At 65.7% G+C, this 23,747-nt stretch carries 19 protein-coding genes; 14 read left to right on the top strand and 5 right to left on the bottom strand.

The window, feature by feature from the left end:
* Positions 1–35 precede the first annotated feature (35 nt).
* Positions 36–986, top strand: a complete 951-nt coding sequence (locus EPK82_RS06815; protein ID WP_134676134.1) for a GlxA family transcriptional regulator — start codon at positions 36–38, stop codon at positions 984–986.
* A gap of 8 nt (positions 987–994) precedes the next feature.
* On the opposite strand, the gene EPK82_RS06820 is transcribed toward EPK82_RS06815, so the two are convergent.
* The 4 genes from EPK82_RS06820 to EPK82_RS06835 are packed head-to-tail and all read right to left on the bottom strand — an operon-like array spanning position 995 to position 6,121.
* On the bottom strand, positions 995–1,216 hold the full coding sequence (locus EPK82_RS06820) for a formate dehydrogenase subunit delta (protein ID WP_037049955.1): 222 nt from the start codon (positions 1,214–1,216) through the stop codon (positions 995–997).
* Positions 1,213–4,089, bottom strand: coding sequence for a formate dehydrogenase subunit alpha (gene fdhF / locus EPK82_RS06825; protein ID WP_134676135.1), 2,877 nt, complete (start codon positions 4,087–4,089; stop codon positions 1,213–1,215). The genes EPK82_RS06820 and fdhF overlap by 4 nt, the downstream gene beginning before the upstream one ends.
* Complete coding sequence (locus tag EPK82_RS06830) at positions 4,086–5,645, bottom strand: formate dehydrogenase beta subunit (RefSeq protein ID WP_134676136.1); 1,560 nt, start codon at positions 5,643–5,645, stop codon at positions 4,086–4,088. The genes fdhF and EPK82_RS06830 overlap by 4 nt, the downstream gene beginning before the upstream one ends.
* A complete protein-coding gene (locus EPK82_RS06835; protein WP_134676137.1) occupies positions 5,639–6,121 on the bottom strand; it encodes a formate dehydrogenase subunit gamma in 483 nt (160 codons plus the stop codon). The genes EPK82_RS06830 and EPK82_RS06835 overlap by 7 nt, the downstream gene beginning before the upstream one ends.
* 488 nt (positions 6,122–6,609) lie before the next feature.
* Between EPK82_RS06835 and EPK82_RS06845 the strand changes: the two genes are divergently transcribed.
* From EPK82_RS06845 to EPK82_RS06875, 7 genes are all read left to right on the top strand, one after another.
* Positions 6,610–7,587, top strand: coding sequence for a dipeptidase (locus EPK82_RS06845; RefSeq protein WP_037049964.1), 978 nt, complete (start codon positions 6,610–6,612; stop codon positions 7,585–7,587).
* A gap of 147 nt (positions 7,588–7,734) precedes the next feature.
* Positions 7,735–8,265, top strand: coding sequence for a DUF5943 domain-containing protein (locus EPK82_RS06850; RefSeq protein WP_037049967.1), 531 nt, complete (start codon positions 7,735–7,737; stop codon positions 8,263–8,265).
* A gap of 89 nt (positions 8,266–8,354) precedes the next feature.
* Positions 8,355–10,415: a dimethylglycine demethylation protein DgcA gene (gene dgcA / locus EPK82_RS06855; protein ID WP_037049972.1), complete on the top strand. Its 2,061-nt coding sequence runs from the start codon at positions 8,355–8,357 to the stop codon at positions 10,413–10,415.
* 114 nt (positions 10,416–10,529) lie between these two features.
* Positions 10,530–12,491 carry a dimethylglycine demethylation protein DgcB gene (dgcB, locus tag EPK82_RS06860; RefSeq protein ID WP_134676139.1) on the top strand — a complete coding sequence of 654 codons (1,962 nt, stop codon included), beginning with the start codon at positions 10,530–10,532 and terminating at the stop codon, positions 12,489–12,491.
* A gap of 88 nt (positions 12,492–12,579) precedes the next feature.
* A complete protein-coding gene (gene etfA / locus EPK82_RS06865) occupies positions 12,580–13,809 on the top strand; it encodes an electron transfer flavoprotein subunit alpha (protein ID WP_134676140.1) in 1,230 nt (409 codons plus the stop codon).
* 74 nt (positions 13,810–13,883) lie between these two features.
* On the top strand, positions 13,884–14,657 hold the full coding sequence (etfB, locus tag EPK82_RS06870) for an electron transfer flavoprotein subunit beta (RefSeq protein ID WP_134676141.1): 774 nt from the start codon (positions 13,884–13,886) through the stop codon (positions 14,655–14,657).
* Positions 14,658–14,702: 45 nt separating this feature from the next.
* On the top strand, positions 14,703–14,954 hold the full coding sequence (locus EPK82_RS06875; RefSeq protein WP_037049983.1) for a hypothetical protein: 252 nt from the start codon (positions 14,703–14,705) through the stop codon (positions 14,952–14,954).
* A 94-nt stretch (positions 14,955–15,048) separates the two neighbouring features.
* Here the strand turns inward: EPK82_RS06875 and gbdR are convergent, their stop codons facing one another.
* The gene (gene gbdR / locus EPK82_RS06880) at positions 15,049–16,143 is read right to left on the bottom strand and encodes a choline metabolism transcriptional regulator GbdR (protein WP_037049985.1); all 1,095 of its coding nucleotides are present in this window, start codon (positions 16,141–16,143) and stop codon (positions 15,049–15,051) included.
* A 761-nt stretch (positions 16,144–16,904) separates the two neighbouring features.
* On the opposite strand from gbdR, the gene EPK82_RS06885 reads away from it, so the two are divergent.
* The 6 genes from EPK82_RS06885 to betI all read left to right on the top strand — a co-directional run bounded on the left by EPK82_RS06885 (position 16,905) and on the right by betI (position 23,655).
* Positions 16,905–17,849 (top strand): ABC transporter substrate-binding protein, encoded by a 945-nt coding sequence (locus EPK82_RS06885; protein ID WP_134676142.1) that lies wholly within the window; start codon positions 16,905–16,907, stop codon positions 17,847–17,849.
* Positions 17,850–18,811: 962 nt separating this feature from the next.
* A complete protein-coding gene (locus EPK82_RS06890; protein ID WP_134676143.1) occupies positions 18,812–20,017 on the top strand; it encodes a quaternary amine ABC transporter ATP-binding protein in 1,206 nt (401 codons plus the stop codon).
* Positions 20,010–20,894 carry an ABC transporter permease gene (locus tag EPK82_RS06895; protein ID WP_037049993.1) on the top strand — a complete coding sequence of 295 codons (885 nt, stop codon included), beginning with the start codon at positions 20,010–20,012 and terminating at the stop codon, positions 20,892–20,894. The genes EPK82_RS06890 and EPK82_RS06895 overlap by 8 nt, the downstream gene beginning before the upstream one ends.
* Positions 20,895–20,922: 28 nt before the next feature.
* Positions 20,923–21,867 carry a choline ABC transporter substrate-binding protein gene (locus EPK82_RS06900; RefSeq protein WP_134676144.1) on the top strand — a complete coding sequence of 315 codons (945 nt, stop codon included), beginning with the start codon at positions 20,923–20,925 and terminating at the stop codon, positions 21,865–21,867.
* 207 nt (positions 21,868–22,074) lie between these two features.
* A complete protein-coding gene (locus EPK82_RS06905) occupies positions 22,075–22,926 on the top strand; it encodes a glycine betaine ABC transporter substrate-binding protein (RefSeq protein WP_037049999.1) in 852 nt (283 codons plus the stop codon).
* A gap of 138 nt (positions 22,927–23,064) precedes the next feature.
* A complete protein-coding gene (betI, locus tag EPK82_RS06910) occupies positions 23,065–23,655 on the top strand; it encodes a transcriptional regulator BetI (RefSeq protein ID WP_134676145.1) in 591 nt (196 codons plus the stop codon).
* Positions 23,656–23,747: the final 92 nt, after the last annotated feature.

Consider the following 23,747-nt stretch of genomic DNA (forward strand, 5'->3'; position numbering starts at 1 on the left):
CGCCTGCTTCCCTGGCGCAGACGCGCGGAGCGACGATGACCCAGACCTTCTGCTTCCTGCTCCTGCCCGGCTTTTCCATGATGGGCCTGATGTCGGCGATCGAGCCATTGCGCGTGGCCAACCGCTTTCGCGGCGACCTGTATCGCTGGCACCTGCTCAGCCGCGACGGCGCCGCCGTGGCGGCGAGCAACGGCATGTCGCTGAATGTCGACGGAGCACTGGAACTGGTGGAGGCGACCGAGGCGCTGTTCGTGGTCGCCGGTTTCGACCCGCTGGCCCACCACGACAGTCGCCTGACGCACTGGCTGCAACGCTGCGAAACGGAGCTCAAGGTGCTTGGCGGCATCGACACCGGCAGTTTCGTGCTGGCCGAGGCCGGGCTGTTCCAGCAGCAGCGCCTGACCCTGCACTGGGAAGCCATCGACGCCTTCCGCGAACGCTATCCGGCGCTGCAGGTGACCCAGGAGCTGTTCGAGATCGACGGCCGGCGCATCACCAGTGCCGGCGGCACCAGCAGCCTCGACCTGATGCTCGGGCTGATCGCCCAGGACCATGGCGAGCCCCTGGCGGTGCAGGTTTCCGAGCAGTTCGTGGTCAGTCGCATCCGCACGCGCCTGGACCACCAGCGCATGCAGGTGGCCAGCCGCTATGGCCTGCACAACCGCAAGCTGATCCGCGTCATCGGCGAGATGGAGCGCCACAGCGAGCAGCCGTTGAGCGGCGAGGTGCTGGCCGAGCGCGTCGGCGTCAGCGTGCGCCAGCTGGAGCGTCTGTTCCGCCACCACCTGGCGACCACGCCGTCGGCGTTCTATCTCGGCCTGCGCCTGGACAAGGCGCGCCAGCTGCTGCGCCAGAGCGATCTCAGCGTGCTCGAGGTGAGCCTGGCCTGCGGTTTCGAGTCATCGAGCTACTTCTCCCGCAGCTACAAGGCGCACTTCGGCAGCACGCCAAGCAGGGACAGGCACGAGCACCCGTCCCACGCCTGAGCGGGGTGCTAGACGGAGCGGCCCATTTCGGCCAGCGCGGACTGCACCAGGGGGTGCAGGTTCTCGCCGTGGCGCTCCAGTTGCCAGGCCATCAGTTCGATGCGCATCGCCGGCGTCCAGAAGTTCTGCAGGTGCTGATGAACCCCCTTGACCGCCTGCTCCCTGTCCGGCTCGGTGGCGAAGAACTGGGCGATCTGATTGGCCATCTTGACCAGGTTCTCGGCGCTCATCGACGCACCTCCGCTTTCTCCTGCCTGCGCCGCTCGGCGAGCAGACGCCGCTGCTCGTCACTGAAGGCCTGGTAGCGTTTCTGCCACTCCGAAGGCTGGTAGACCCGGGTGACCTCCACCGCCGTGACCTTGTACTCCGGGCAGTTGGTCGCCCAGTCGGAGTTGTCGGTGGTGATCACGTTGGCGCCGGACTCCGGGAAGTGGAAGGTGGTGTAGACCACCCCCGGCGCCACGCGCTCACTGACCCGCGCGCGCAGCACGGTCTGCCCGGAGCGGCTGCCCACGCCGACCCAGTCGCCGTCGCCGATACCGCGGCTCTCGGCATCGCTGGGGTGGATCTCCAGGCGGTCCTCCTCGTGCCAGGCGACGTTGTCGGTACGCCGCGTCTGCGCGCCGACGTTGTACTGGCTGAGAATGCGCCCGGTGGTGAGCAGCAGCGGGAAGCGGCTGTTGACCTTCTCTTCGGTCGGCACGTAGCCGGTGAGCATGAAACGCCCCTTGCCCCGCACGAACTGGTCGATGTGCATGGTCGGTGTACCGTCCGGCGCGGCATCGTTGCACGGCCACTGCAGGCTGCCGTGACGGTCGAGCTCGGCGTAGCTGACGCGGGCGAAGGTCGGCGTCAGGCTGGCGATCTCGTCCATGATCTGCGCCGGGTGCTGATAGTCCATCCGGTAGCCCAGCGCCTCGGCCAGGGCGATGGTGGCCTGCCAGTCGGACTTGCCGGCCAGTGGCTCCATCACCTTGCGCACCCGCGAGATGCGCCGCTCGGCGTTGGTAAAGGTGCCGTCCTTCTCGAGGAAGGAACTGCCCGGCAGGAACACATGGGCGAACTTGGCGGTTTCGTTGAGGAAGATGTCCTGCACCACCACGCATTCCATCGCCGACAGCGCGGCGGTGACGTGCTGGGTGTTGGGGTCGCTCTGGGCGATGTCCTCGCCCTGGCAGTACAGCGCCTTGAAGCTGCCGCCGAGCGCGGCCTCGAACATGTTGGGGATGCGCAGGCCCGGATCGGGTTGCAGGGTGACGCCCCAGGCCTGTTCGAACTGGGCGCGGACCTCGGCGTTGGAGACATGCCGGTAACCCGGCAGCTCGTGCGGGAAGGAGCCCATGTCGCAGGAACCCTGCACGTTGTTCTGCCCGCGCAGCGGGTTGACCCCCACGCCTTCGCGGCCGATGTTGCCGGTGGCCATGGCCAGGTTGGCGATGCCCATCACGGTGGTACTGCCCTGGCTGTGCTCGGTGACGCCCAGGCCATAGTAGATGGCCGCATTGCCGCCGGTGGCGTACAGGCGCGCCGCCTGGCGAATCAGCTGCGGCTCGACGCCACAGACCGGGCCGAGCACCTCCGGCGAATTCTCCGCCTGGCCGACGAAGGCGCTCCAGCGGGCGAAGTCCGCGGCTTCGCAGCGCGCGTCGATGAATGTCTGGTCGAGCAGGCCCTCGCTGACGATGACGTGCGCCAGCGCGTTGAGCATGGCCACGTTGGTGCCCGGACGCAGCGCCAGGTGCAGCTCGGCGCGGGCGTGCGGCGAATCCACCAGGTCGATGCGTCGCGGATCGATGACGATCAGCCGTGCCCCCTGACGCAGGCGGCGCTTGAGCTGGGAGCCGAACACCGGGTGCGCGTCGGTGGGGTTGGCGCCGATCACCAGGATCACGTCGGCCTGCATCACCGAATCGAAGTTCTGCGTGCCGGCCGACTCACCGAGGGTCTGCTTGAGACCGTAGCCGGTCGGCGAGTGGCAGACGCGCGCACAGGTATCGACGTTGTTGTTGCCGAAGCCGGCTCGCACCAGCTTCTGCACCAGGTAGACCTCCTCGTTGGTGCAGCGGCTGGAGGTGATGCCACCGATGGAGTCACGCCCGTAGGCCAGCTGGATGCGGCGGAACTCGCTGGCGGCGTAGGTCACCGCTTCGTCCCAGCTGACCTCCTGCCACGGATCGCTGATGCGCTTGCGGATCATCGGCTTGGTGATGCGATCCGGGTGGGTCGCATAGCCCCAGGCGAAGCGCCCCTTGACGCAGGAATGGCCGTGGTTGGCCTGGCCGTTCTTGTCCGGCACCATGCGCACCAACTCGTCGCCCTTCATCTCGGCGCGGAACGAGCAACCGACACCGCAGTAGGCACAGGTGGTGATCACACTGCGCTCGGGCTGGCCCTTCTCGACCACGCTCTTTTCCATCAGCGTCGCGGTCGGGCAGGCCTGCACGCAGGCGCCGCAGGAGACGCACTCGGAGCTGAGGAAATCCTCGCCCCCCGCCGCCGCCACCCGCGAGTCGAAGCCACGCCCGTCGATGGTCAGGGCGAAGGTGCCCTGCACCTCCTCGCAGGCCCGCACGCAGCGGCTGCAGACGATGCACTTGCTCGGGTCGTAGTCGAAGTAGGGGTTGGAGACGTCCTTGGCCTCGCTCAGGTGGTTGGCCCCCTCGTAGCCGTAACGCACCTCGCGCAGGCCGACCTGGCCGGCGACGGTCTGCAGCTCGCAGTTGCCGTTGGCCGAGCAGGTCAGGCAGTCCAGCGGGTGATCGGAGATGTACAGCTCCATCACGTTGCGGCGCAGGGTCGCCAGCTTCGTGGTCTGGGTACGCACCACCATGCCCTCGCTGACCGGCGTGGTGCAGGACGCGGGGTAGCCGCGCATGCCCTCGATCTCGACCAGGCACATGCGGCAGGAACCGAAGGCTTCCAGGTTGTCGCTGGCGCAGAGCTTGGGAATGCTGGTGCCGAGCATCGCGGCGGCGCGCATCACCGAGGTGCCGGCCGGCACGCTGATGCTGCGTCCATCGATGTTCAGGCTGACCTGCACCTCGCTCTCGCGAGCTGGGGTGCCGAAGTCGGTGTCCGTGGCGGGGTCGAAGTAGCTGATCATTGTTCTGCCTCCGAGGTCTTGAGCCCGAAGTCGCCGGGGAAGTGCTTGAGGGCACTGCTCACCGGAAAGGCCGTCATTCCACCCAGGGCGCACAGGGAGCCGTGGGTCAGGGTGTCGCACAGGTCCTTGAGGATGATCACCTGCTCGTCACGGGCAGCGTCATCGCTGGCCGCCAGCAGGCGGTCGACCACCTCGACGCCGCGGGTGGAGCCAATGCGACAGGGCGTGCACTTGCCGCAGGACTCCTCGGCGCAGAACGCCAGGGCGAAGCGCGCCATCTGCGCCATGTCCAGGCTGTCATCGGCCAGCACCACGCCACCGTGCCCGAGCATCGCGCCCATGGCGGCGAAGGCCTCGTAATCCAGCGGCGTGTCGAACTGCGCCGGCGGCACCCAGGCGCCCAGCGGGCCGCCGACCTGCGCCGCCTTGATCGGCCGGCCGCTGGCGGTCCCACCGCCGTAGTCCTCCACCAGCTCGCGCAGGGTCAGGCCGAAGGCGCGCTCGACCAAGCCGCCCTGGCGGACGTTGCCGGCGAGCTGGAACGGCATGGTGCCGAGCGAGCGCCCCATGCCGAAATCGCGGTAGAAAGCGGCGCCACGCGCCAGGATGACCGGCACCGAGGCCAGGGTCAGCACGTTGTGCACCAGCGTCGGCTGGCCGAACAGGCCCTGCAGCGCCGGCAGCGGCGGCTTGGCCCGCACCGTGCCACGCTTGCCCTCGAGGGATTCGAGCAGCGAGGTCTCCTCACCACAGATGTAGGCGCCAGCGCCGACACGCACCTCCAGGTCGAAGGCACGGCCACTACCGCCCACGTCGGCGCCGAGCCAGCCGGCCGCGCGGGCGACCTCGATGGCCTCGCGCAGGATCTGCACGGCCTGCGGGTATTCGGAGCGCACGTAGATGTAGCCCATGCTCGCCTCGACCGCCAGGCCGGCAATCGCCATGCCCTCGATCAGCACGAAGGGGTCGCCCTCCATCAGCATGCGGTCGGCGAAGGTGCCGGAGTCGCCTTCGTCGGCGTTGCACACCACATACTTCTGCACGGCCTGGGCACCGCGCACGGTGCGCCACTTGATGCCGGCCGGGAAGGCCGCACCGCCACGCCCGCGCAGCCCGGAATCGAGCACCTCGGTGACGATGGCGTCGCCGTCCATGCCGATGGCGCGGGCCAGCCCCGCGAATCCGCCACTGGCGCAATAATCCTCCAGCGCCGTGGGCCGGGTCAGACCGGCACGGGCGAAGATCAGTCGTTGCTGGCTGTGGATGAACGGCAGCGCCTCGACCAGTCCGACGGCAGCCGGCGCCGGGTTGCCGGCATCGGTCAGGGCATCGAGCAGCGCGCCGGCCTGGTCGGCAGACAACGGGCCGAAACCCTGGCGCCCGTCGGCGCTGTCGACCTCCACCAATGGCTCCAGCCAGTACATGCCGCGCGAACTGCTGCGGCGGATCTCCAGCGGCAACTGGCGGCGCTCGGCCTCCTCGCGCAGGGCCTCGGCCAGCAGATCGGCACCCACCGCGCGGGCGAGCGAATCGCAGGGAACATGGAGCGTCAGCATGATTCTTTCTCCAGGCAGCCTTCGACCAGTTCGTGCAGGCGCTGCGGCGTCACCCGTGCATGCACCTGGCCATCCAGCTCCAGGGCCGGAGAACAGGCGCAGGCACCCAGGCAGTAGACCGGGCGCAGACTGATCTGGCCATCCGCGCTGGAGCCGTGGTCATCCAGGTCGAGGTGCTCGCGCACCTGGGCGGCCAGCGCCCTGGCACCACGGCTCTGGCACGACTCGGCGAGGCACAGGCGCAGGATGTGCCTGGCCGGCGCGACGCGGCGGAAGTCGTGGTAGAAGCTGATCACGCCGAGCACCTCGGCCTGGGTCAGGTTCAGGGCATGGGCGATCTCGCCGATGGCGATATCCGGTATGTGACCGATACCGTCCTGGATGGCGTGCAGCACGGGCAGCAGGGCGCCGGGGGTGTCCTTGTGCGCGTACAGAACGCCTTGGATCAAAGGCAGGTGAAGCGTCTCATCAGGCATTACAGCGTTCCTCTGTCACAGGCCGTTGTTGTTCTTGGGGCCTGGAGGTTTCGGCTGTGGCGAGCGGCCCGCCACGGTTGCAGGGCCGATCACCATCGAAGATGGCCAGGGCGGTGCATCTGCGCGCACGCGCCTGGGCATTGGCTGAGCTTGCCATTCCCGCACCGGCGGGATTGCACCGCAGCGACGCCGCGCATACTGAAACCGACGCCCGGCGACGAAGCACTACCACACCCATCCTTTATAGGCGTTGACGACAGGATTCGCCGCGCCATCGCGCCCGTCACCGCGAACGCGCCATGGCCCGGAGCCCGCCAGGCAGACGCGAAAGCGGCGCAGCGAAGCCCGCATGTCTATCCGCGACCGGTTTGACGTTTTCGGCAATACCCCAGTCGTTTTTACGCGATAGCGCCCAAAGTCCCGGGGATATGCTCCCCCCAAAGCGCCGACAGTCGATTCGGCGCAGAAGAACCCAAGGGGACAGCCTGATGAGCCCAGCCGAATTGCACGCCGACAGCATCGTCATCGACGGTCTGATCATTGCCAAATGGAACCGCGAACTGTTCGAAGACATGCGCAAGGGTGGCCTGACCGCCGCCAACTGCACCGTGTCCGTGTGGGAGGGTTTCCAGGCCACCGTCAACAGCATCGCCGCCAGCAGCAAGCTGATCCGCGAGAACAGCGACCTGGTGATGCCGGTACGCACCACCGCCGACATCCGCAAGGCCAAGGAACTGGGCAAGACCGGCATCCTCTTCGGCTTCCAGAATGCCCATGCCTTCGAAGACCAGATCGGCTACGTGGAGGTGTTCAAGCAGCTCGGCGTCGGCATCGTGCAGATGTGCTACAACACCCAGAACCTGGTCGGCACCGGCTGCTACGAGCGTGACGGCGGCCTGTCCGGGTTCGGCCGCGAGATCGTCGCCGAGATGAACCGCGTCGGCATCATGTGCGACCTGTCGCACGTCGGCTCCAAGACCAGCGAGGAGGTCATCCTCGAATCGAAGAAGCCGGTCACCTACTCCCACTGCCTGCCGTCCGGCCTGAAGGAGCACCCGCGCAACAAGTCCGACGAAGAGCTGAAGTTCATCGCCGACCACGGCGGCTTCGTCGGCGTGACCATGTTCGCGCCGTTCCTGGCCAAGGGCATCGACTCGACCATCGACGACTACGCCGAAGCCATCGAGTACGTGATGAACATCGTCGGCGAAGACGCCATCGGCATCGGCACCGACTTCACTCAGGGCCACGGCCAGGACTTCTTCGAGTACCTGACCCACGACAAGGGCTACGCCCGTCGCCTGACCAACTTCGGCAAGATCATCAACCCGCTGGGCATCCGCACCGTGGGCGAATTCCCCAACCTCACCGAGACCCTGCTGGGGCGCGGCCATTCCGAGCGCGTGGTGCGCAAGATCATGGGCGAGAACTGGGTACGCGTTCTGGCTGATGTCTGGGGCGAGTAAGCCCTCCACGATAATCAATCGACTGCATCTCGTAGGGTGGATGAAGCTTCTTTCATCCACCAACCCCGCACGCGGCGGGCTTAACGCTGCGGTGGATGGATGAAGCGCCATCCACCCTACCTACAACCTGATTCCGGAGTTGCCAACATGTCCACCCACGCCCCCGAAATGCCCATCCTGGTCGACGACGAAACCGGCGTCTGGACCACCGACGCGCTGCCGATGCTGTATGTGCCGCGCCACTTCTTCGTCAACAACCACATGGGCATCGAGGAAGTGCTCGGCGCCGACAAGTACGCCGAGATCCTCTACAAGGCCGGCTACAAGTCCGCGTGGCACTGGTGCGAGAAGGAAGCCGAGTGCCATGGCATCGAAGGCGCGGCGGTGTTCGAGCACTACATGAAGCGTCTGTCGCAGCGCGGCTGGGGCCTGTTCGAAACGCAGAAGCTGGACCTGGAGACCGGCTACGCCGAGGTCAAGCTCAAGCATTCGGCCTTCGTCTACGTGTACGGCAAGGTGAACCGCAAGGTCGACTACATGTTCACCGGCTGGTTCTCCGGCGCCATCGACCAGATCCTGGCCGCCAAGGGCAGCCCGATCCGCACCGTCACCGTGCAGGAATACAGCGGCTCCGAAGAAGGCCATGACGACGGGCTGTTCATCACCCGGCCACTCTGAGTCACCCATAAGAAATCCGCGAGAGGGCCTCAGCCGCGACGGCAGCCCTCTAGCGGAACCGCTACAGCGCTTACCGTGAGGATGCCGTAATGGCCTTCGAAGCAATGTTCCAGCCGATCCAGATCGGCAAGCTCACCATCCGCAACCGCGTGCTCTCCACCGCGCATGCCGAGGTCTACGCCACCGATGGCGGCATGACCACCGAGCGCTACGTCAAATACTACGAAGAGAAGGCCAAGGGCGGCATCGGCCTGGCCATCTGCGGCGGCTCCTCGGTGGTGGCCATCGACAGCCCGCAGGAATGGTGGAGCTCGGTGAACCTGTCCACCGACCGCATCATCCCGCACTTCCAGAATCTCGCCGACGCCATGCACAAGCACGGCGCCAAGATCATGATCCAGATTACCCACATGGGTCGTCGCTCGCGCTGGGACGGCTTCAACTGGCCGACCCTGATGTCGCCGTCCGGCGTGCGTGAGCCGGTACACCGCGCCACCTGCAAGACCATCGAGGTCGAGGAAATCTGGCGCGTGATCGGCAACTACGCGCAGGCCGCACGCCGCGCCAAGGAAGGCGGCCTGGATGGCGTCGAGCTGTCCGCCGTGCACCAGCACATGATCGACCAGTTCTGGTCGCCGCGGGTGAACAAGCGTACCGACGAATGGGGCGGCAGCTTCGAGGGGCGCATGAAGTTCGGCCTGGAAGTGCTCAAGGCCGTGCGCGCCGAGGTCGGTGACGACTTCTGCGTGGGCATGCGCATCTGCGGCGACGAATTCCACCCGGACGGCCTGTCCCACGAGGACATGAAGCAGATCGCCGCCTACTACGACGCCACCGGCATGATCGACTTCATCGGCGTGGTCGGCTCGGGCTGCGACACCCACAACACCCTGGCCAACGTCATCCCCAACATGAGCTACCCGCCGGAGCCCTTCCTGCACCTGGCGGCCGGGATCAAGGAAGTGGTCAAGGTGCCGGTACTGCACGCGCAGAACATCAAGGACCCGAACCAGGCCACGCGCATCCTCGAGGGCGGCTACGTCGACATGGTCGGCATGACCCGCGCGCACATCGCCGACCCGCACCTGATCGCCAAGATCAAGATGGGCCAGGTCGACCAGATCAAGCAGTGCGTCGGCGCCAACTACTGCATCGACCGCCAGTACCAGGGCCTGGACGTGCTGTGCATCCAGAACGCCGCGACCAGCCGTGAATACATGGGCGTGCCGCACATCATCGAGAAAACCACCGGGCCCAAGCGCAAGGTGGTGGTCGTCGGTGGCGGCCCGGCCGGCATGGAAGCGGCGCGCGTCGCCGCCGAGCGCGGCCACGACGTGACCCTGTTCGAGAAGCAGGACCAGTTGGGCGGGCAGATCACCCTGGCAGCCAAGGCGCCGCAGCGTGACCAGATCGCCGGCATCACCCGCTGGTACCAGCTGGAACTGGCGCGCCTGGGCATCGACCTGCGCCTGAGCACTCCGGCGGACGAGGCGACCATTCTCGACCTGCGCCCGGATGTCGTGCTGCTGGCCAACGGCGGCCACTCCTTCCTCGAGCAGAACGAACACTGGGGCGCCGCCGAAGGGCTGGTGGTGAGCAGCTGGGACGTGCTGGCAGGCAAGGTCGCACCGGGCAAGAACGTGCTGGTGTACGACACCATCTGCGAATTCACCGGCATGTCGGTGGCCGACTTCCTCGCCGACAAGGGTGCGCAGGTCGAGATCGTCACCGACGACATCAAGCCGGGCGTGGCCATGGGCGGTACCACCTTCCCCACCTACTACCGCAGCCTGTATCCGAAGGAAGTCATCATGACCGGTGACATGATGCTGGAGAAGGTCTACCGCGAGGGTGACAAGCTGGTGGCGGTACTCGAGAACGAGTACACCGGCCAGAAAGAGGAGCGCGTGATCGACCAGGTAGTGGTGGAGAACGGCGTGCGTCCGGACGAAGGCCTCTACTACGCGCTCAAGGAAGGCTCGCGCAACAAGGGCCAGATCGACGTCGAGGCGCTGTTCGCGATCAAGCCGCAGCCCTGCCTCTCCGAGCCGGGCGACGGCTATCTGCTGTTCCGCATCGGCGACTGCGTCGCGCAGCGTAACGTGCACGCGGCGATCTACGACGCCCTGCGGCTCTGTAAAGACTTTTAAGCAGCCTCCTGTAGGAGCCGGCTTGCCGGCGACAGACGATGACGTGACTGCGTTGCTCGCGCGTCCGAGTCGCTGGCCAGCCAGCTCCTACAAGACCCTTGCGGGAGCTTCACCATGCTTGGCACTCTACTTCCCATCCTGCTCTTCGCCGCCCTCGGCCTCGCCGTGCTGGGCGCGCTGAAGCGCTTCTTCATGTGGCGCCGTGGCCGGCCGGCCAAGGTCGACTGGATCGGCGGCCTGCTGCAGATGCCGCGCCGCTACCTGGTCGATCTGCACCATGTGGTCGAACGCGACAAGTACATGTCCAGGACCCACGTCGCCACCGCCGGCGGCTTCGTCCTGGCAGCCGTGCTGGCCATCCTCGTGCACGGTTTCGGCCTGCACAACCGCATCCTCGGCTTCGCCCTGCTGGCGGCCACCGTGCTGATGTTCAGCGGCGCCCTGTTCGTCGCCAAGCGTCGTCTGGACCCGCCGTCGCGCCTGTCGAAAGGCCCATGGATGCGTTTGCCGAAGAGCCTGCTGATGTTCGCGGCCAGCTTCTTCATCGCCACCCTGCCGGTGGCCGGCATTCTCCCCGCCGGTTTCGGTGGCTGGGTTCTGGCCATCCTCCTTGCCGTTGGCGTGGCCTGGGGCGTGTCCGAGCTGTTCTTCGGCATGACCTGGGGCGGGCCGATGAAACATGCCTTCGCCGGTGCCTTGCACCTGGCCTGGCACCGCCGCGCCGAGCGTTTCGGTGGTGGCCGCTCCAGCGGCCTGAAAGCGCTGGACCTGAACGACCCGAAAGCACCGCTGGGGGTGGAAAAGCCCAGCGATTTCACCTGGAACCAGCTGCTTGGTTTCGACGCCTGCGTGCAGTGCGGCAAGTGCGAGGCCATGTGCCCGGCCTTCGCCGCCGGCCAGCCGCTGAATCCGAAGAAGCTGATCCAGGACATGGTCATCGGCCTGGCGGGCGGCAACGACGCCAAGTTCGCCGGCAGCCCCTACCCAGGCAAACCGCTCGGTGAACACAGCGGCGGCCCGCACCAGCCGATCGTCTCGCTGCACGGCAAGGCGCTGGTCGATGCCGAAACGCTGTGGTCGTGCACCACCTGCCGCGCCTGCGTCGAGGAATGCCCGATGATGATCGAGCACGTCGACGCCATCGTCGACATGCGTCGCCACCTGACCCTGGAGAAAGGCGCCACGCCGAACAAGGGTGCCGAGGTGCTGGACAACCTGATCGCCACCGACAACCCCGGCGGTTTCAACCCGGGCGGCCGCCTGAACTGGGCCGCCGACCTGAACCTGCCACTGCTCGCCGACAAGGGCGAGACCGACGTGCTGTTCTGGGTCGGTGACGGCGCCTTCGACATGCGCAACCAGCGCACCCTGCGCGCCTTCGTGAAGATCCTCAAGACCGCCGGCGTCGACTTCGCCGTGCTCGGCCTGGAAGAACGCGACAGCGGTGACGTGGCCCGTCGCCTGGGTGACGAGGCGACCTTCCAGCACCTGGCCAAGCGCAATATCGCGACCATGGCCAAGTACCGCTTCAAGCGCATCGTCAGCTGCGACCCGCACAGTTTCCACGTACTGAAGAACGAGTACGGCGCGCTCGGCGGCAACTACCAGGTGCTGCACCACAGCACCTTCATCGACGAGCTGGTGCGCAATGGCTCGCTCAACCTCGGGCAGAGCAAGGCCGCCAGCGTCACCTACCATGACCCCTGCTACCTGGGTCGCTACAACGGCGAGTACGAAGCGCCGCGCGCGGTGCTCAGGGCCATCGGCATCGAGGTCAGGGAGATGGAACGTTCGGGCTTCCGTTCGCGCTGCTGCGGCGGCGGTGGCGGCGCGCCGATCACCGACATCCCCGGCAAGCAACGCATCCCCGACATGCGCATGGTCGACATCAGGGAAACCGGCGCCGAGCTGGTCGCCGTCGGCTGCCCGCAGTGCACGGCGATGCTCGAAGGCGTGGTCGCCCCACGCCCGGAAATCAAGGACATCGCCGAACTGGTCGCCGAGGTGCTGATCGAGCCCACCGAAGTGCCGGCCAAGCGCCCGAACGCCCAGCGTGCAGCCGCGGAGGTGCAGTGATGAACGCGAGCGACGCAGGGCGGGGGCAACCCGCCAGCACCTGTCCGGCGGGTTGCACCCGCCCTACGCACCGTCTGGAGGCCATGCAATGAGCGACATCATCCGCCGCGACCCACGCGCCGAGTGGATCGCCCGCAACCGCCTGCATCCGCTGCATGCGTCGATGCAGAAGGCCGAGACCAGCTGGATGGGCCCCAACGGCATCATCCGCAAGAACCCGCACGCGCTGGCGACCGGCTTTATCGGCCCGGCCGGCATCAAGCGCATCGACCGCAGCGGCGCCCAGCAGGGCACCAGTGGCAAACGACAGAGCGCCAGCGTGGAGGTGCAGCTGCCGCTGCACGTGGTCGAGCAACCGGCCTACCACATCGTGGTGGTGCCCGACATGGTCGGCGGCCGCCTCTCCAGCCACGACAAGGACCTGCTCGGCCTGGCCCACAAGCTGGCGGCCGATGGCGGTGCAGTGGTCGCCGTGCTGTTCGGTGACGACAAGGAAAGCGCCTTCGATACCGCCGGCGTGGACCGCATCCTGCGCATCGCCGGCGACACCTTCGACGGCTATGCGCCGGAGGCCCGCGTGCTCGCCCTCAGCGCCGTCGAGGCGCAACTGGCGCCGCGCCACTGGTTGCTGCCCGACAGCCGCACCGGCGGTGGCGAGCTGGGCCGGCGCCTGGCCGCCAAGCTCGGCGAGCGTCCGGCCACCCGCGTCTGGCAGGTGGCTGGCGAACATGTGACCGGCCGTGCCGGCAGCGGCCAGCAGGACCTGCAGCGCGCGCTGCCCCGGCTGCTGCTGGCCGCCGCCGAATGCGCCGAGCCGGTCAGCGAAACGCGTCATGAGGCGCGCCCGCTGGAGCTCAGCAGCAAGATCGCGCAGAGCCTGCCACGCATCGAGGACCTCGGTTCCGTCGCCGTCGACCCGGCGCAGATTCCCATGGCCGAGTCCGAGTTCATCCTCTCCGGCGGCAACGGCGTGAAGGACTGGGAACTGTTCCACCAGGCCGCAGTTGCCCTGGGCGCCACCGAAGGCGCCTCGCGCGTGGCGGTGGACGACGGTTTCATGCCGCGCAACCGCCAGGTCGGCGCCACCGGCACCTGGGTTACCGCACGCGTGTACGTTGCGGTGGGGATCTCCGGCGCCATCCAGCACCTGCAGGGCATCGGCGCCTGCGACAAGGTGGTGGCGGTGAACATGGACCCCGGCTGCGACATGATCAAACGTGCCGACCTCTCGGTGATCGGAGACTCGGCGCTGATCCTCCAGGCGCTGATCGAACGTGTCGCCGCCTGGCGCCAGGAGGGCAAGCGCGATGCAGCCTGAAACCTGCGTAGCCCGGATGCAATCCGCAGCCCTCACAACCCATCCCCGGAGTGCATCCGGGCCAAGGGGGAGCCATGCCTGATCTGAATATCGTCGCCCTGGTTTCGGTTGGCGCACACCCGACCTCGGGACGGGCGCGCCGCGCCGAACAGGACGCCCGCGCGGTGGAACTCGGCCTGCGCCTGGCCGGACAGAATCTGCAACTACTGCATGCCGGCGACCCACAGGCCGAAGCGCTGCGCGGCTACCTGGGCATGGGCCTGGAGCAGCTCGACGTCCTCGAACAGACCGAGGGCGCCGACGCCCTGCCGTTGCTGGTCGACTACCTGCAAGGCAGCCGTACCCAACTGGTCCTGACCGGCAGCCAGGCGGAAACCGGCGAGGGGTCGGGCATGCTGCCGTTCCTCCTCGCCGAGCACCTGGGCTGGCCGATGGTGGTCGGCCTGGCCGAAGTGGAGAAGGTCGAGAATGGCGTGGCGCAGGTACTGCAAGCCCTCCCCCGTGGCCAGCGGCGACGCCTCAAGGTCCGCCTGCCATGCGTCGCCAGCGTCGACAACGCCGCCCCCGTGGCGCGGCAGAGTGCCTTCGGCCCGGCCCGACGCGGCCTGATCGAGGCGCATGAAGTCGCGGTGGTGGACGACCCGCTGCTGGCCGCAGCCAGCCTGCTACCGGCCAGGCCGCGACCGAAGCGGCTCAAGGTGATCAAGGCCAAGACCGGTGCCGAACGGATGAAGGCCGCGACGGCCAAGGCCAGTGGCGGCGGTGGTCAGGTGCTCAAGGATGTCTCGCCACAGGAAGGCGCAGAGGCTATCTTCAAGCTATTGATCGAAGAAGGCGTACTGCGCTAGCAGGCGGCTGAACGACGACCTGCGCTGCCAAGAGGAGCCACGACCATGATGCATGCCGACCTGATCGACCAGGAAGACTTCCGCGAACACCTGATCGCCCTGGGCCTGAACATCCCCCCGGGCGCCTCGCCGGAACAGGCCTGCGAGCTGGCCGTCAGCGGGCTCAGCGCCGAGCGCGCCATCGCCCTGCGGCGCCTGGTGGAAGAACTGCTGGGCGGCAGCGCCACCCTGCTGCCCAACGTGCGCGAGGCCATCAGCCGGCATCTGCTGCCGGCGCTGGTGCCCAAGCCCAGCTGAACGCTACAGCAAAGCTGCCTCCCAGCAGACTCCTGCTGCGTGGGAGGGGCAAAAAAAGGGGCGCCAGTGGCGCCCCTTTTTCATTGCCGCGCGGTCAGATGCGCACGCTGGCGAAGGTCGACTCGCCCTGGGCTCGGTTCAGCGCCAGCACGGCACTGGAGTTGACCTGCTGATCGGGGATCGGCAGCAGCACCACCAGGTTGTTGCCCTGCTGACCCGCGCGCTCGTCACGCGGCGGAATACCGAAGTACTCGCGGTAGCACTTGGAAAAGTGTGGGGTGGAGACGAAGCCGCAGACCGAGGCGACCTCGATGATCGACATGCTGGTCTGCTTGAGCAGCTGGCGTGCGCGAATCAGGCGCAGCTTGAGGTAGTAACGCGACGGCGAGCAGTGCAGGTATTTCTGGAACAGGCGCTCCAGTTGGCGCCGGGAGATGTCGACGAAGCAGGCCAGTTCGTCGAGGTCGATCGGCTCCTCCAGGTTGGCTTCCATCAAGGCGACGATTTCCTGCAGCTTCGGCTGATTGCTGCCCAGCATGTGCTTGAGCGGCACGCGCTGATGATCCTGTTCGTTGCGAATGCGTTCGTAGATGAACATCTCGGAGATGCCGGCGGCCAGTTCACGACCATGCTGCTGGCCGATCAGGTGCAGCATCATGTCCATCGGCGCGGTACCGCCGGAGCTGGTGTGACGATTGCGATCGATGGAGAACAGACGCGTGGTGATGGCCGCACGCGGGAAGGCTTCCTGCATCGACGCCAGGCATTCCCAGTGCACACTGCAGTCATAGCCATCGAGCAGGCCGGCCTTCGCCAGCGCCCAGCTGCCGGTGCACACCGCACCGAGCTGCCGGCCCTGGCGCGCCTGCAGTTGCAGCCAGCTGACGTGCTCGCGCTTGACGCTGTGCTGGATGTCCACACCGCCGCAGACGATCACCGCATCCAGCGCCGGCGCGTTGTGCATGGCCGTGTCCGGGGTGATCTGCAGGCCGTCGCTGGCGCTGACCGGCTGACCGTCGTGGGTCAGGGTGTGCCAGCGGAACAGTTCCTTGCCGGAAAGCTGGTTGGCCATGCGCAGCGGTTCCACCGCCGAGGCGAGGGAAATCAGGGTGAAGTTGTCCAGAAGCAGGAAGCCGATGGACTGAGAAACGCGATTCTGGGGTTGTCCCCCCTGGCCTAACTGCGACATCGATGAACACCTCACGCCAAGCACGGTATGAACCCCGCTCGAGGAGGGGCTCTCTTCTAGTTCTGCCGCCGATCAAGGGACCCGCGCAGCTATGCAAATTCACGCAAAGGCCATGCCTAAATTGATTACGCGTTCAAAAATAAATCGCGCGCGACGCACACCGCGAAAATGCCGGCTCAGACGGCCTGGAAAGAGGCGACCCAGGCACGCGCAAAGCCAAGAGGGCAGAGGGTTTGAGCATTTCGGTAGCACTCGTCTGACAACGTGCTACGGGGCGCCGTTCGCGCAGTAACGCTCGCCCGGTAACAGCCATGACCGACCGGTCATTTTGCATGATCCTCACGCCCGTATCGGCCGCACCAAAATCTCGCGAAAGAGAGCCTCCTGGGGCGATTTTGCACCAGCAAGGATCAGCACGCGCCGGCACATCTGAACGCACCTCTCGAAGCCCCGCGAGGCCGCGCGCGTGACGCCTGCGCAACGCGAACAGCGTCGACCCGAGCGCGCCGGAATCCGACTGCACATCTGCTCGCCGCACGCTGCCCATGATCGGGCTTTCACCATCCGCATCACGCCTGACACCGACCCCGGCATGCCCGAGCGCGGCGCCGCGGCAGGCGCACCGGCCACGTCTCGATTCGGCATGCGGAGGTCGTTTTTCAGGCGGCCCGGCGGCCTGTCTCTTGCTACGAAATAGCCCGCACGCGCTGCACCGCAAGAGGATCTACCCATCTCTGGCCACCCCGCACACAGGACTGCTCATGAACAGACTTAGCCCGCTGCTGCTCGCCACCACCCTGCTCTGCTCCGCCACGCTGCAAGCCGCCGAAGATGCACGCTGCGAGCTGGTACGCCTGAGCGATGTCGGCTGGACCGATATCACCATGACCACCGCAGTGGCCCGACTGGTACTCGGGGAAATCGGCTATCGCACCCAGGTGCAGCGCATGTCCCTGCCCGATACCTACCGCAGCCTGTCGGAAGGTCAGCTGGATGTGTTCCTCGGTAACTGGATGCCGGCACAGGCCGACCTGGTCCAGAACCACCTCGACAGCGGCAAGATCGAAAAACTGCACACCAACCTGCCGACGGTGCGTTACACCCTGGCCGTGCTGACGCCAGGCTACGAGGCCGGACTGAAGGATTTCGCCGACATCCACCGCTTCAAGGACCAGCTCGGCGGGCAGATCTTCGGGATCGAGCCCGGTAACGAGGGCAACGAGATGGTCAAGGGGATGATCCGCGACAACACCTTCGGCCTTGCCGGTTTCACCCTGGTGGAGTCCAGCGAGAGCGGCATGCTCAACCATGTCGAGCGCGCCCAGCGCCTGGACAAGTGGGCGGTCTTCCTCGGCTGGGAACCGCACCCCATGAACGAGCGTCTGAAAATGAACTACCTGGCAGGCGGTGACGACTTCTTCGGCGCCAACTACGGTGCCGCCCAGGTCAATACCGTGGCCCGGGGCGACTTCAGCCGGCAATGCCCCAACCTGGCGCGACTGTTTCGCAACATGACCTTCACCATCTCGGCGGAGAACCACCTGATGAGTGCGGTACTGGAAGGCAATACCAACCGCCGGCGCGTAGCCAAGCAATGGATCGAGGAGAACCCGCAAATAGTGGCCAGCTGGCTCGAAGGCGTCACCCGCTACCAGGGCGGGCCGATTACCACCGCCTTTGATACGCCTTTGGCCTCCAGTAACTGAAAAACGGCGAAAAGACGAGAATAAGCGATAAAAATCACTCATCTTTCAAGAACACAAGAAAACCCAGACACCTTCGCCGACGTGTTCCCGCGCAGCGCGGTTCCGCGGTCCGGGTGACTCCCGAGTCAGCTCGAACCGATAGCCGTTTTCACTCGCCACGGAGTGGGCGAATGCACCTTTCTGTAAATTTTTTTCAACATCGCCACAGCCCCCGCGATACGCTGCCTGAGCCACTCTGGAAGGGCAAGAACCACGCCCGGCGCGGCTTCCAGCCTTGGCCAAGGGGTAAAAAAGTCTGTTAAGGTTTTTAAGGCACGCGCTCGAAACCGTCTCCCGGCACCTGCCCGGAAACGGTTCGAGAGCGCATCGAGCAGTGGAATCGGGAGCCCGGAAAACGTCAGAACGACGGGAATGCACACCACGTGATGGGGTATGTCGTCGCCCAACACGTCAGGGTCGCAAATCGACAATTGCGCAGACCCCAAGACTATATCGTTGAGTCAGCCGATGACGTCGCTGCCGCATCTCAAGAGAGAGCGGCAGACCGGGGCCCTCCGCCCCGGACCGAAGAACAGAACAAGCGCTGGCCCCCCCGCAATTGGGCGCCAGCCCAACAAGAAATTTCGGATGTACGCATGCGCCAGGATGGCGCATGAAATCCCAAGGGAATGGGCTTCGAAACACTGCCAGAGGGTTTGGAAAGCGGTTTGCAGCACGGCAAGACAGTGGTCACTCATCAACAGGTCGCGACGACGCAGCGGGCAGTTCCTGCCAACGGCCGCGTGCGTTGCGGTGTGCCCGAGTGTCACCAACCCGGCCAGCAGCGAAACGCCCACCAGCCTCGACACTTCAGCAAACACCCACACAGGTATCAGAGACCTGACACAGCTGACCTACGCTTCGACGACGCGTGCTCGGCCGTGCCAGCGTGACCTGAATATCGCTTGAAGGGGAAACGTCCCATGCAGTCTGGAAAGATCGTGGTCGAACACCTGTACAAGGTTTTCGGCTCAAACCCACAAGAAGCCATCGACTTGCTCAAGGAAGGCTGGAGCAAGGAGAAGATCCTGGCCGAGAAAGGCGCCGTGATCGGCGTCAGTGATGTCTCGTTCAGTGTCGAAGAAGGCGAAATCTTCGTTCTCATGGGCCTCTCCGGCTCTGGCAAGTCCACCCTGATCCGCCTCATCAACCGCCTGGTCGAACCCAGCGCCGGCGATGTCTACATCGATGGCCAGAACGTCGCCAAACTGCCGCAGTCGCAACTGATCGACCTGCGTCGTCGCGACATGAGCATGGTCTTCCAGTCCTTCGCCCTGATGCCTTCGCGCAGCGTGCTGGACAACGCCGCGTTCGGCCTCGAAGTTGCCGGCGTCGGCCGCAAGGAGCGCGAGAAGCGCGCCATGGAAGTGCTCACCCAGGTCGGCCTGGACACCTTCGCCCACAAGTACCCGCATGAACTGTCCGGTGGCATGCAACAGCGCGTCGGCCTGGCCCGCGCGCTGACGGTGAACCCGTCGATGATCATCATGGACGAAGCCTTCTCCGCCCTCGACCCGCTCAAGCGCCGCGAAATGCAGGACGTGCTGCTGGAGCTGCAGAAGACCCACCGCCGCACCATCATCTTCGTCTCCCACGACATCGAAGAAGCCATGCGCATCGGTACCCGCATCGGCATCATGGAGGGCGGCAAGCTGGTCCAGGTCGGCACCCCGCAGGAGCTGATCGAGAAGCCGGCCAACGAGTACGTGCGCAACTTCTTCGATACCGTCGACACCAGCCGCTACCTCACCGCCGGCCAGCTCAAGGCCGACAGCGTGCCGACCTACGTCTACAACGGCAAGGCACCGGATGCGGCGAAGATCTGCAAGGAACTGCAGGCGCTGGACAAGCACTACGCCTTCATCGTCGACGAGCAGAACAATTTCCAGGGCTCCATCAGCCTGGAGAAGATCGCCCTGATGGTCGATGGCGACGAGCCCAGGCCGCTGGAAAGCGAGGCGCTCAAGCAGGTCGTTCCCGTTCCGGAAGACATGCCGCTGGAAGACGTCATCACCCGTCTCGTGGACAACGAGGGGCCGATCCCGGTGGTCGACGCCGAAGGCCACTACTGTGGCGCCATCAGCAAGGGCCGCCTGCTGACCCGACTGCAGGGTGAAGCCAATGAATGACAAGAAGCTCGACCTGGGTAGCTGGGTCAACGATGTCGTCCAGCACCTGCTGGACAACTACAGCGGTGCTTTCGACAGCATCGGCCAGGTCGTCAGCGGCTTCTCCGAAGCCATCGAAAACCTGCTGATGCTGCCGCCGGCCTGGCTGCTGATCGCCATCTTCGTCGCCCTCGGCCTGTGGCGCATCGGTGCCCGCTTCGCCGTATTCACCGCGGTAGCCTTCATCCTCATCGTCATGACCGGCTTCTGGGAACAGACCGTCGTGACCCTCGGCCTGACCTTCTCCTCGACGCTGATCAGCCTGCTGCTGGGCATCCCGCTGGGCATCTGGGCCGCCAGGAGCGAGCGCGTGGCGACCATCATCCGGCCGATCCTCGACTTCATGCAGACCATGCCGGCGTTCGTCTACCTGATCCCGGCGGCCATGCTCTTCGGCCTGGGTCGCGTGCCGGGCATCATCGCCACGGTGATCTTCGCCATGCCGCCGGCGGTGCGCCTGACCAGCCTGGGCATCCGCCAGGTGAACAAGGAAATCGTCGAAGCCGGTCAGTCCTTCGGCTGCACCAGCCGCCAGCTGCTGTTCAAGGTCCAGCTGCCCAATGCCATGCCGTCGATCATGGCGGGCGTCAACCAGACCATCATGATGGCCCTGTCGATGGTGATCATCGCCTCGATGGTCGGTGCCGGCGGCCTGGGCAACGACGTACTGGCCAGCATCCAGCGCCTGGATATCGGGCTAGGCTTCGAAAGCGGCATGGCCGTGGTGTTGCTGGCGATCATCCTCGACCGCATTACCGAAAGCTTCGGCACCCCGCAAACGAACAAGCGCGGCATCGTCGCCTGGTTCAGCGGCAAGCTGCAGCGTCAGTCCACCTAATTCCGTTTCACTTCACAGGGAACCGCAGATGAAAACGATCAAGACCACCGCCGCCATCGGCCTGCTGTCGTGCGCACTGATGCAGGGTGCAATGGCAGCCGAGCCGGCCAGCTGCAAGCAGGTGCGTTTCGCCGAGATCGGCTGGGCCGACATCGCCGCGACCACCGGCGTGGCCATGACCCTGGTCGAAGGCCTGGGCTATCAGCCGCGCAAGATCATGGCATCGGTCCCCATCGCCTTCACCGGCGTGAAAAGCGGCCAGGTCGATGTATTCCTCGGCTACTGGGCCCCCTCGATGGACTCGGTGATCGAGCCGTTCCTCAAGGACAACGGCGTCAAGGTGCTGGAGAAGGCCAACCTCGAAGGGGCCAAGTACACCCTCGCAGTGCCGACCTACGCAGCCGAGGCCGGCCTCAAGAGCTTCCAGGACATCGCCAAGTTCAAGGACCAGCTGGGCGGCAAGATCTACGGCATCGAGCCGGGCAACGACGGCAACCTGCTGATCGACGGCATGATCAAGAACAACCAGTTCGACCTCGGCGGCTTCCGCATGGTCGAGTCCAGCGAAGCTGGCATGCTGGTGCAGGTATCGCGCGCCATCAAGAAGAAGGAGCCAGTGGTCTTCCTCGGCTGGGCGCCGCACCCGATGAACACCCAGTACGACATCACCTACCTGTCCGGCGGTGACGATGTGTTCGGCCCCGACTACGGCGCAGCCAAGGTCTACACCGTGGTCCCGCCGGACTACGAGGCTCGCTGCGAGAACGTCGGCAAGCTGCTGGGCAACCTGCAGTTCACCGTGGAAATGGAAAGCCAGCTGATGGAGAAGGTGCTGGAGAAGGAGAACCCGCAGACCGTCGCCAAGGAGTGGATCAAGGCCAACCCGGCGATCCTCGACCAGTGGCTGAGCGGCGTCACCACCTTCGACGGCCAGGACGGTGTAGCTGCCGTGAAGAAACACGTCGGGCTGTAACAGGCCACGACCCGATTCAGGCCCGCGACCTCAGGTCCGGGCCTGGAATCTCCCCTCCAGCACCCAGGTGCCGACCTCTGGTCGTGGCGGGGAGAATCTGCCCGCGAACCGGCAATCTGCTGCGCAACACGGATTCGCAAGGCCCGCAATGAGAACGAGCCAGTCAACGATATTGCAACTGCCACTCAACTGACGGAGCACAAGAACATGCGCGTATTCAAGCATCTCTGCCTCGGCGCCGCCGCCCTGGCCATCGGCATGGGCAGCGCCCTCGCTGCCGAAAAACCCACTCTCAAGATCGGTTACGTCAACGGCTGGGACGACAGCGTCGCCGTCACCCACGTCGCTGGCGAGATCCTGCAGAGCAAACTCGGCTACAAGGTCGAACTGAAGCCGGTCGAGCCGGCCATCATGTGGCAGGGCGTGGCCCGTGGCGACCTCGACGCCACCCTCTCCGCCTGGCTGCCGGCGACTCACGGCGAGTACTACGAGAAGCTCAAGGACAAGGTCGAAATCCTCGGCACCAACTACTCCGGCGCCAAGATCGGCCTGATCGTGCCTGAGTACGTGCAGGCCAAGAGCATCGAGGACCTGGAGAAATACGCCAAGGACTTCGACGGCAAGATCACCGGCATCGACGCCGGTGCCGGCGTGATGCGCCGCACCGAAGACGCCATCAAGGAATACAACCTGGCCAGCATCAAGCTGATGCCGAGCTCCGGCCCGGCCATGGCCACTGCCCTGACCCGCGCCGAGAAGGCACAGAAGCCGATCGTGGTCACCGGCTGGATCCCGCACTGGATGTTCGCCAAGTGGAAACTGCGCTTCCTCGAAGATCCGAAGAAGGTCTACGGCGATGACGAGCGCGTCGACACCGTGGCCAACCCGGAGCTGAAGGGCAAGGCCGCCGACGCCGCCGCGTTCCTCTCCAAGCTGTCCTGGAGCGGCGAGGAAGTGGGCGCCGTGATGCTTGCCATCCGCGAAGGCGCCAAGCCGGAGCAGGCCGCCAAGGACTGGATCGCCGCCCACCCGGAGCGCGTCGACAGCTGGCTGAAGTAAGGCTCGGTTTCATCGAGCAGACGCAGCGGGCCCCTGGCCCGCTTCGTCGTTTCTGACGCTCGCTCGAGCGCAGGTTTAATTGATCGCCCGATCAAAATCCGCCTAGACTTCGGCTCCCCCGCCCGCACGGAGAGACCGATGCCCAAGGTCGGCATGCAGCCCATTCGCCGTTCTCAACTGATCGCCGCCACCCTGGAAGCCGTGGACCAGGTCGGCATGGCCGACGCCAGCATCGCCTATATCGCACGACTGGCCGGGGTCTCCAACGGCATCATCAGCCACTACTTCAAGGACAAGAACGGCCTGCTCGAGGCGACCATGCGCCACCTCATGCAGGCGCTGCGCGACGCCGTGGCCGAACGCCGCCTGGCACTCGGCGACGACGCCCCCAGCGCCCATCTGCGCGCGATGATAGACGGCAACTTCGACGACAGTCAGGTCAGTGGCCCCGCCATGAAGACCTGGCTGGCATTCTGGGCCAGCAGCATGCACCACCCGGCGCTGCGGCGCCTGCAGCGGGTCAACGACCATCGCCTCTACTCCAACCTCTGCGGCCAGTTCCATCGCGCCTTGCCACAGGATCAGGCACGCCTCGCCGCTCGCGGCCTGGCCTCGCTGATCGACGGCCTGTGGCTGCGCGGTGCGCTCTCCGGCGAAGCCTTCGACACCGGGCAGGCACGCCGCATCGCCTACGACTACCTCGACCTGCAGCTGAGCAAGACGCCGTAAGCCCGGTGTAACCCACCGCATAGACCCCGGCCTGCTGACTCCATGATCAGTCGCCATGTCGTGATTGGCTGCATGCTGTCGTTTTTATTGAT

Origin of the sequence: Ectopseudomonas khazarica (genome assembly GCF_004521985.1) — a bacterium.
Lineage (GTDB): Bacteria > Pseudomonadota > Gammaproteobacteria > Pseudomonadales > Pseudomonadaceae > Aquipseudomonas > Aquipseudomonas khazarica.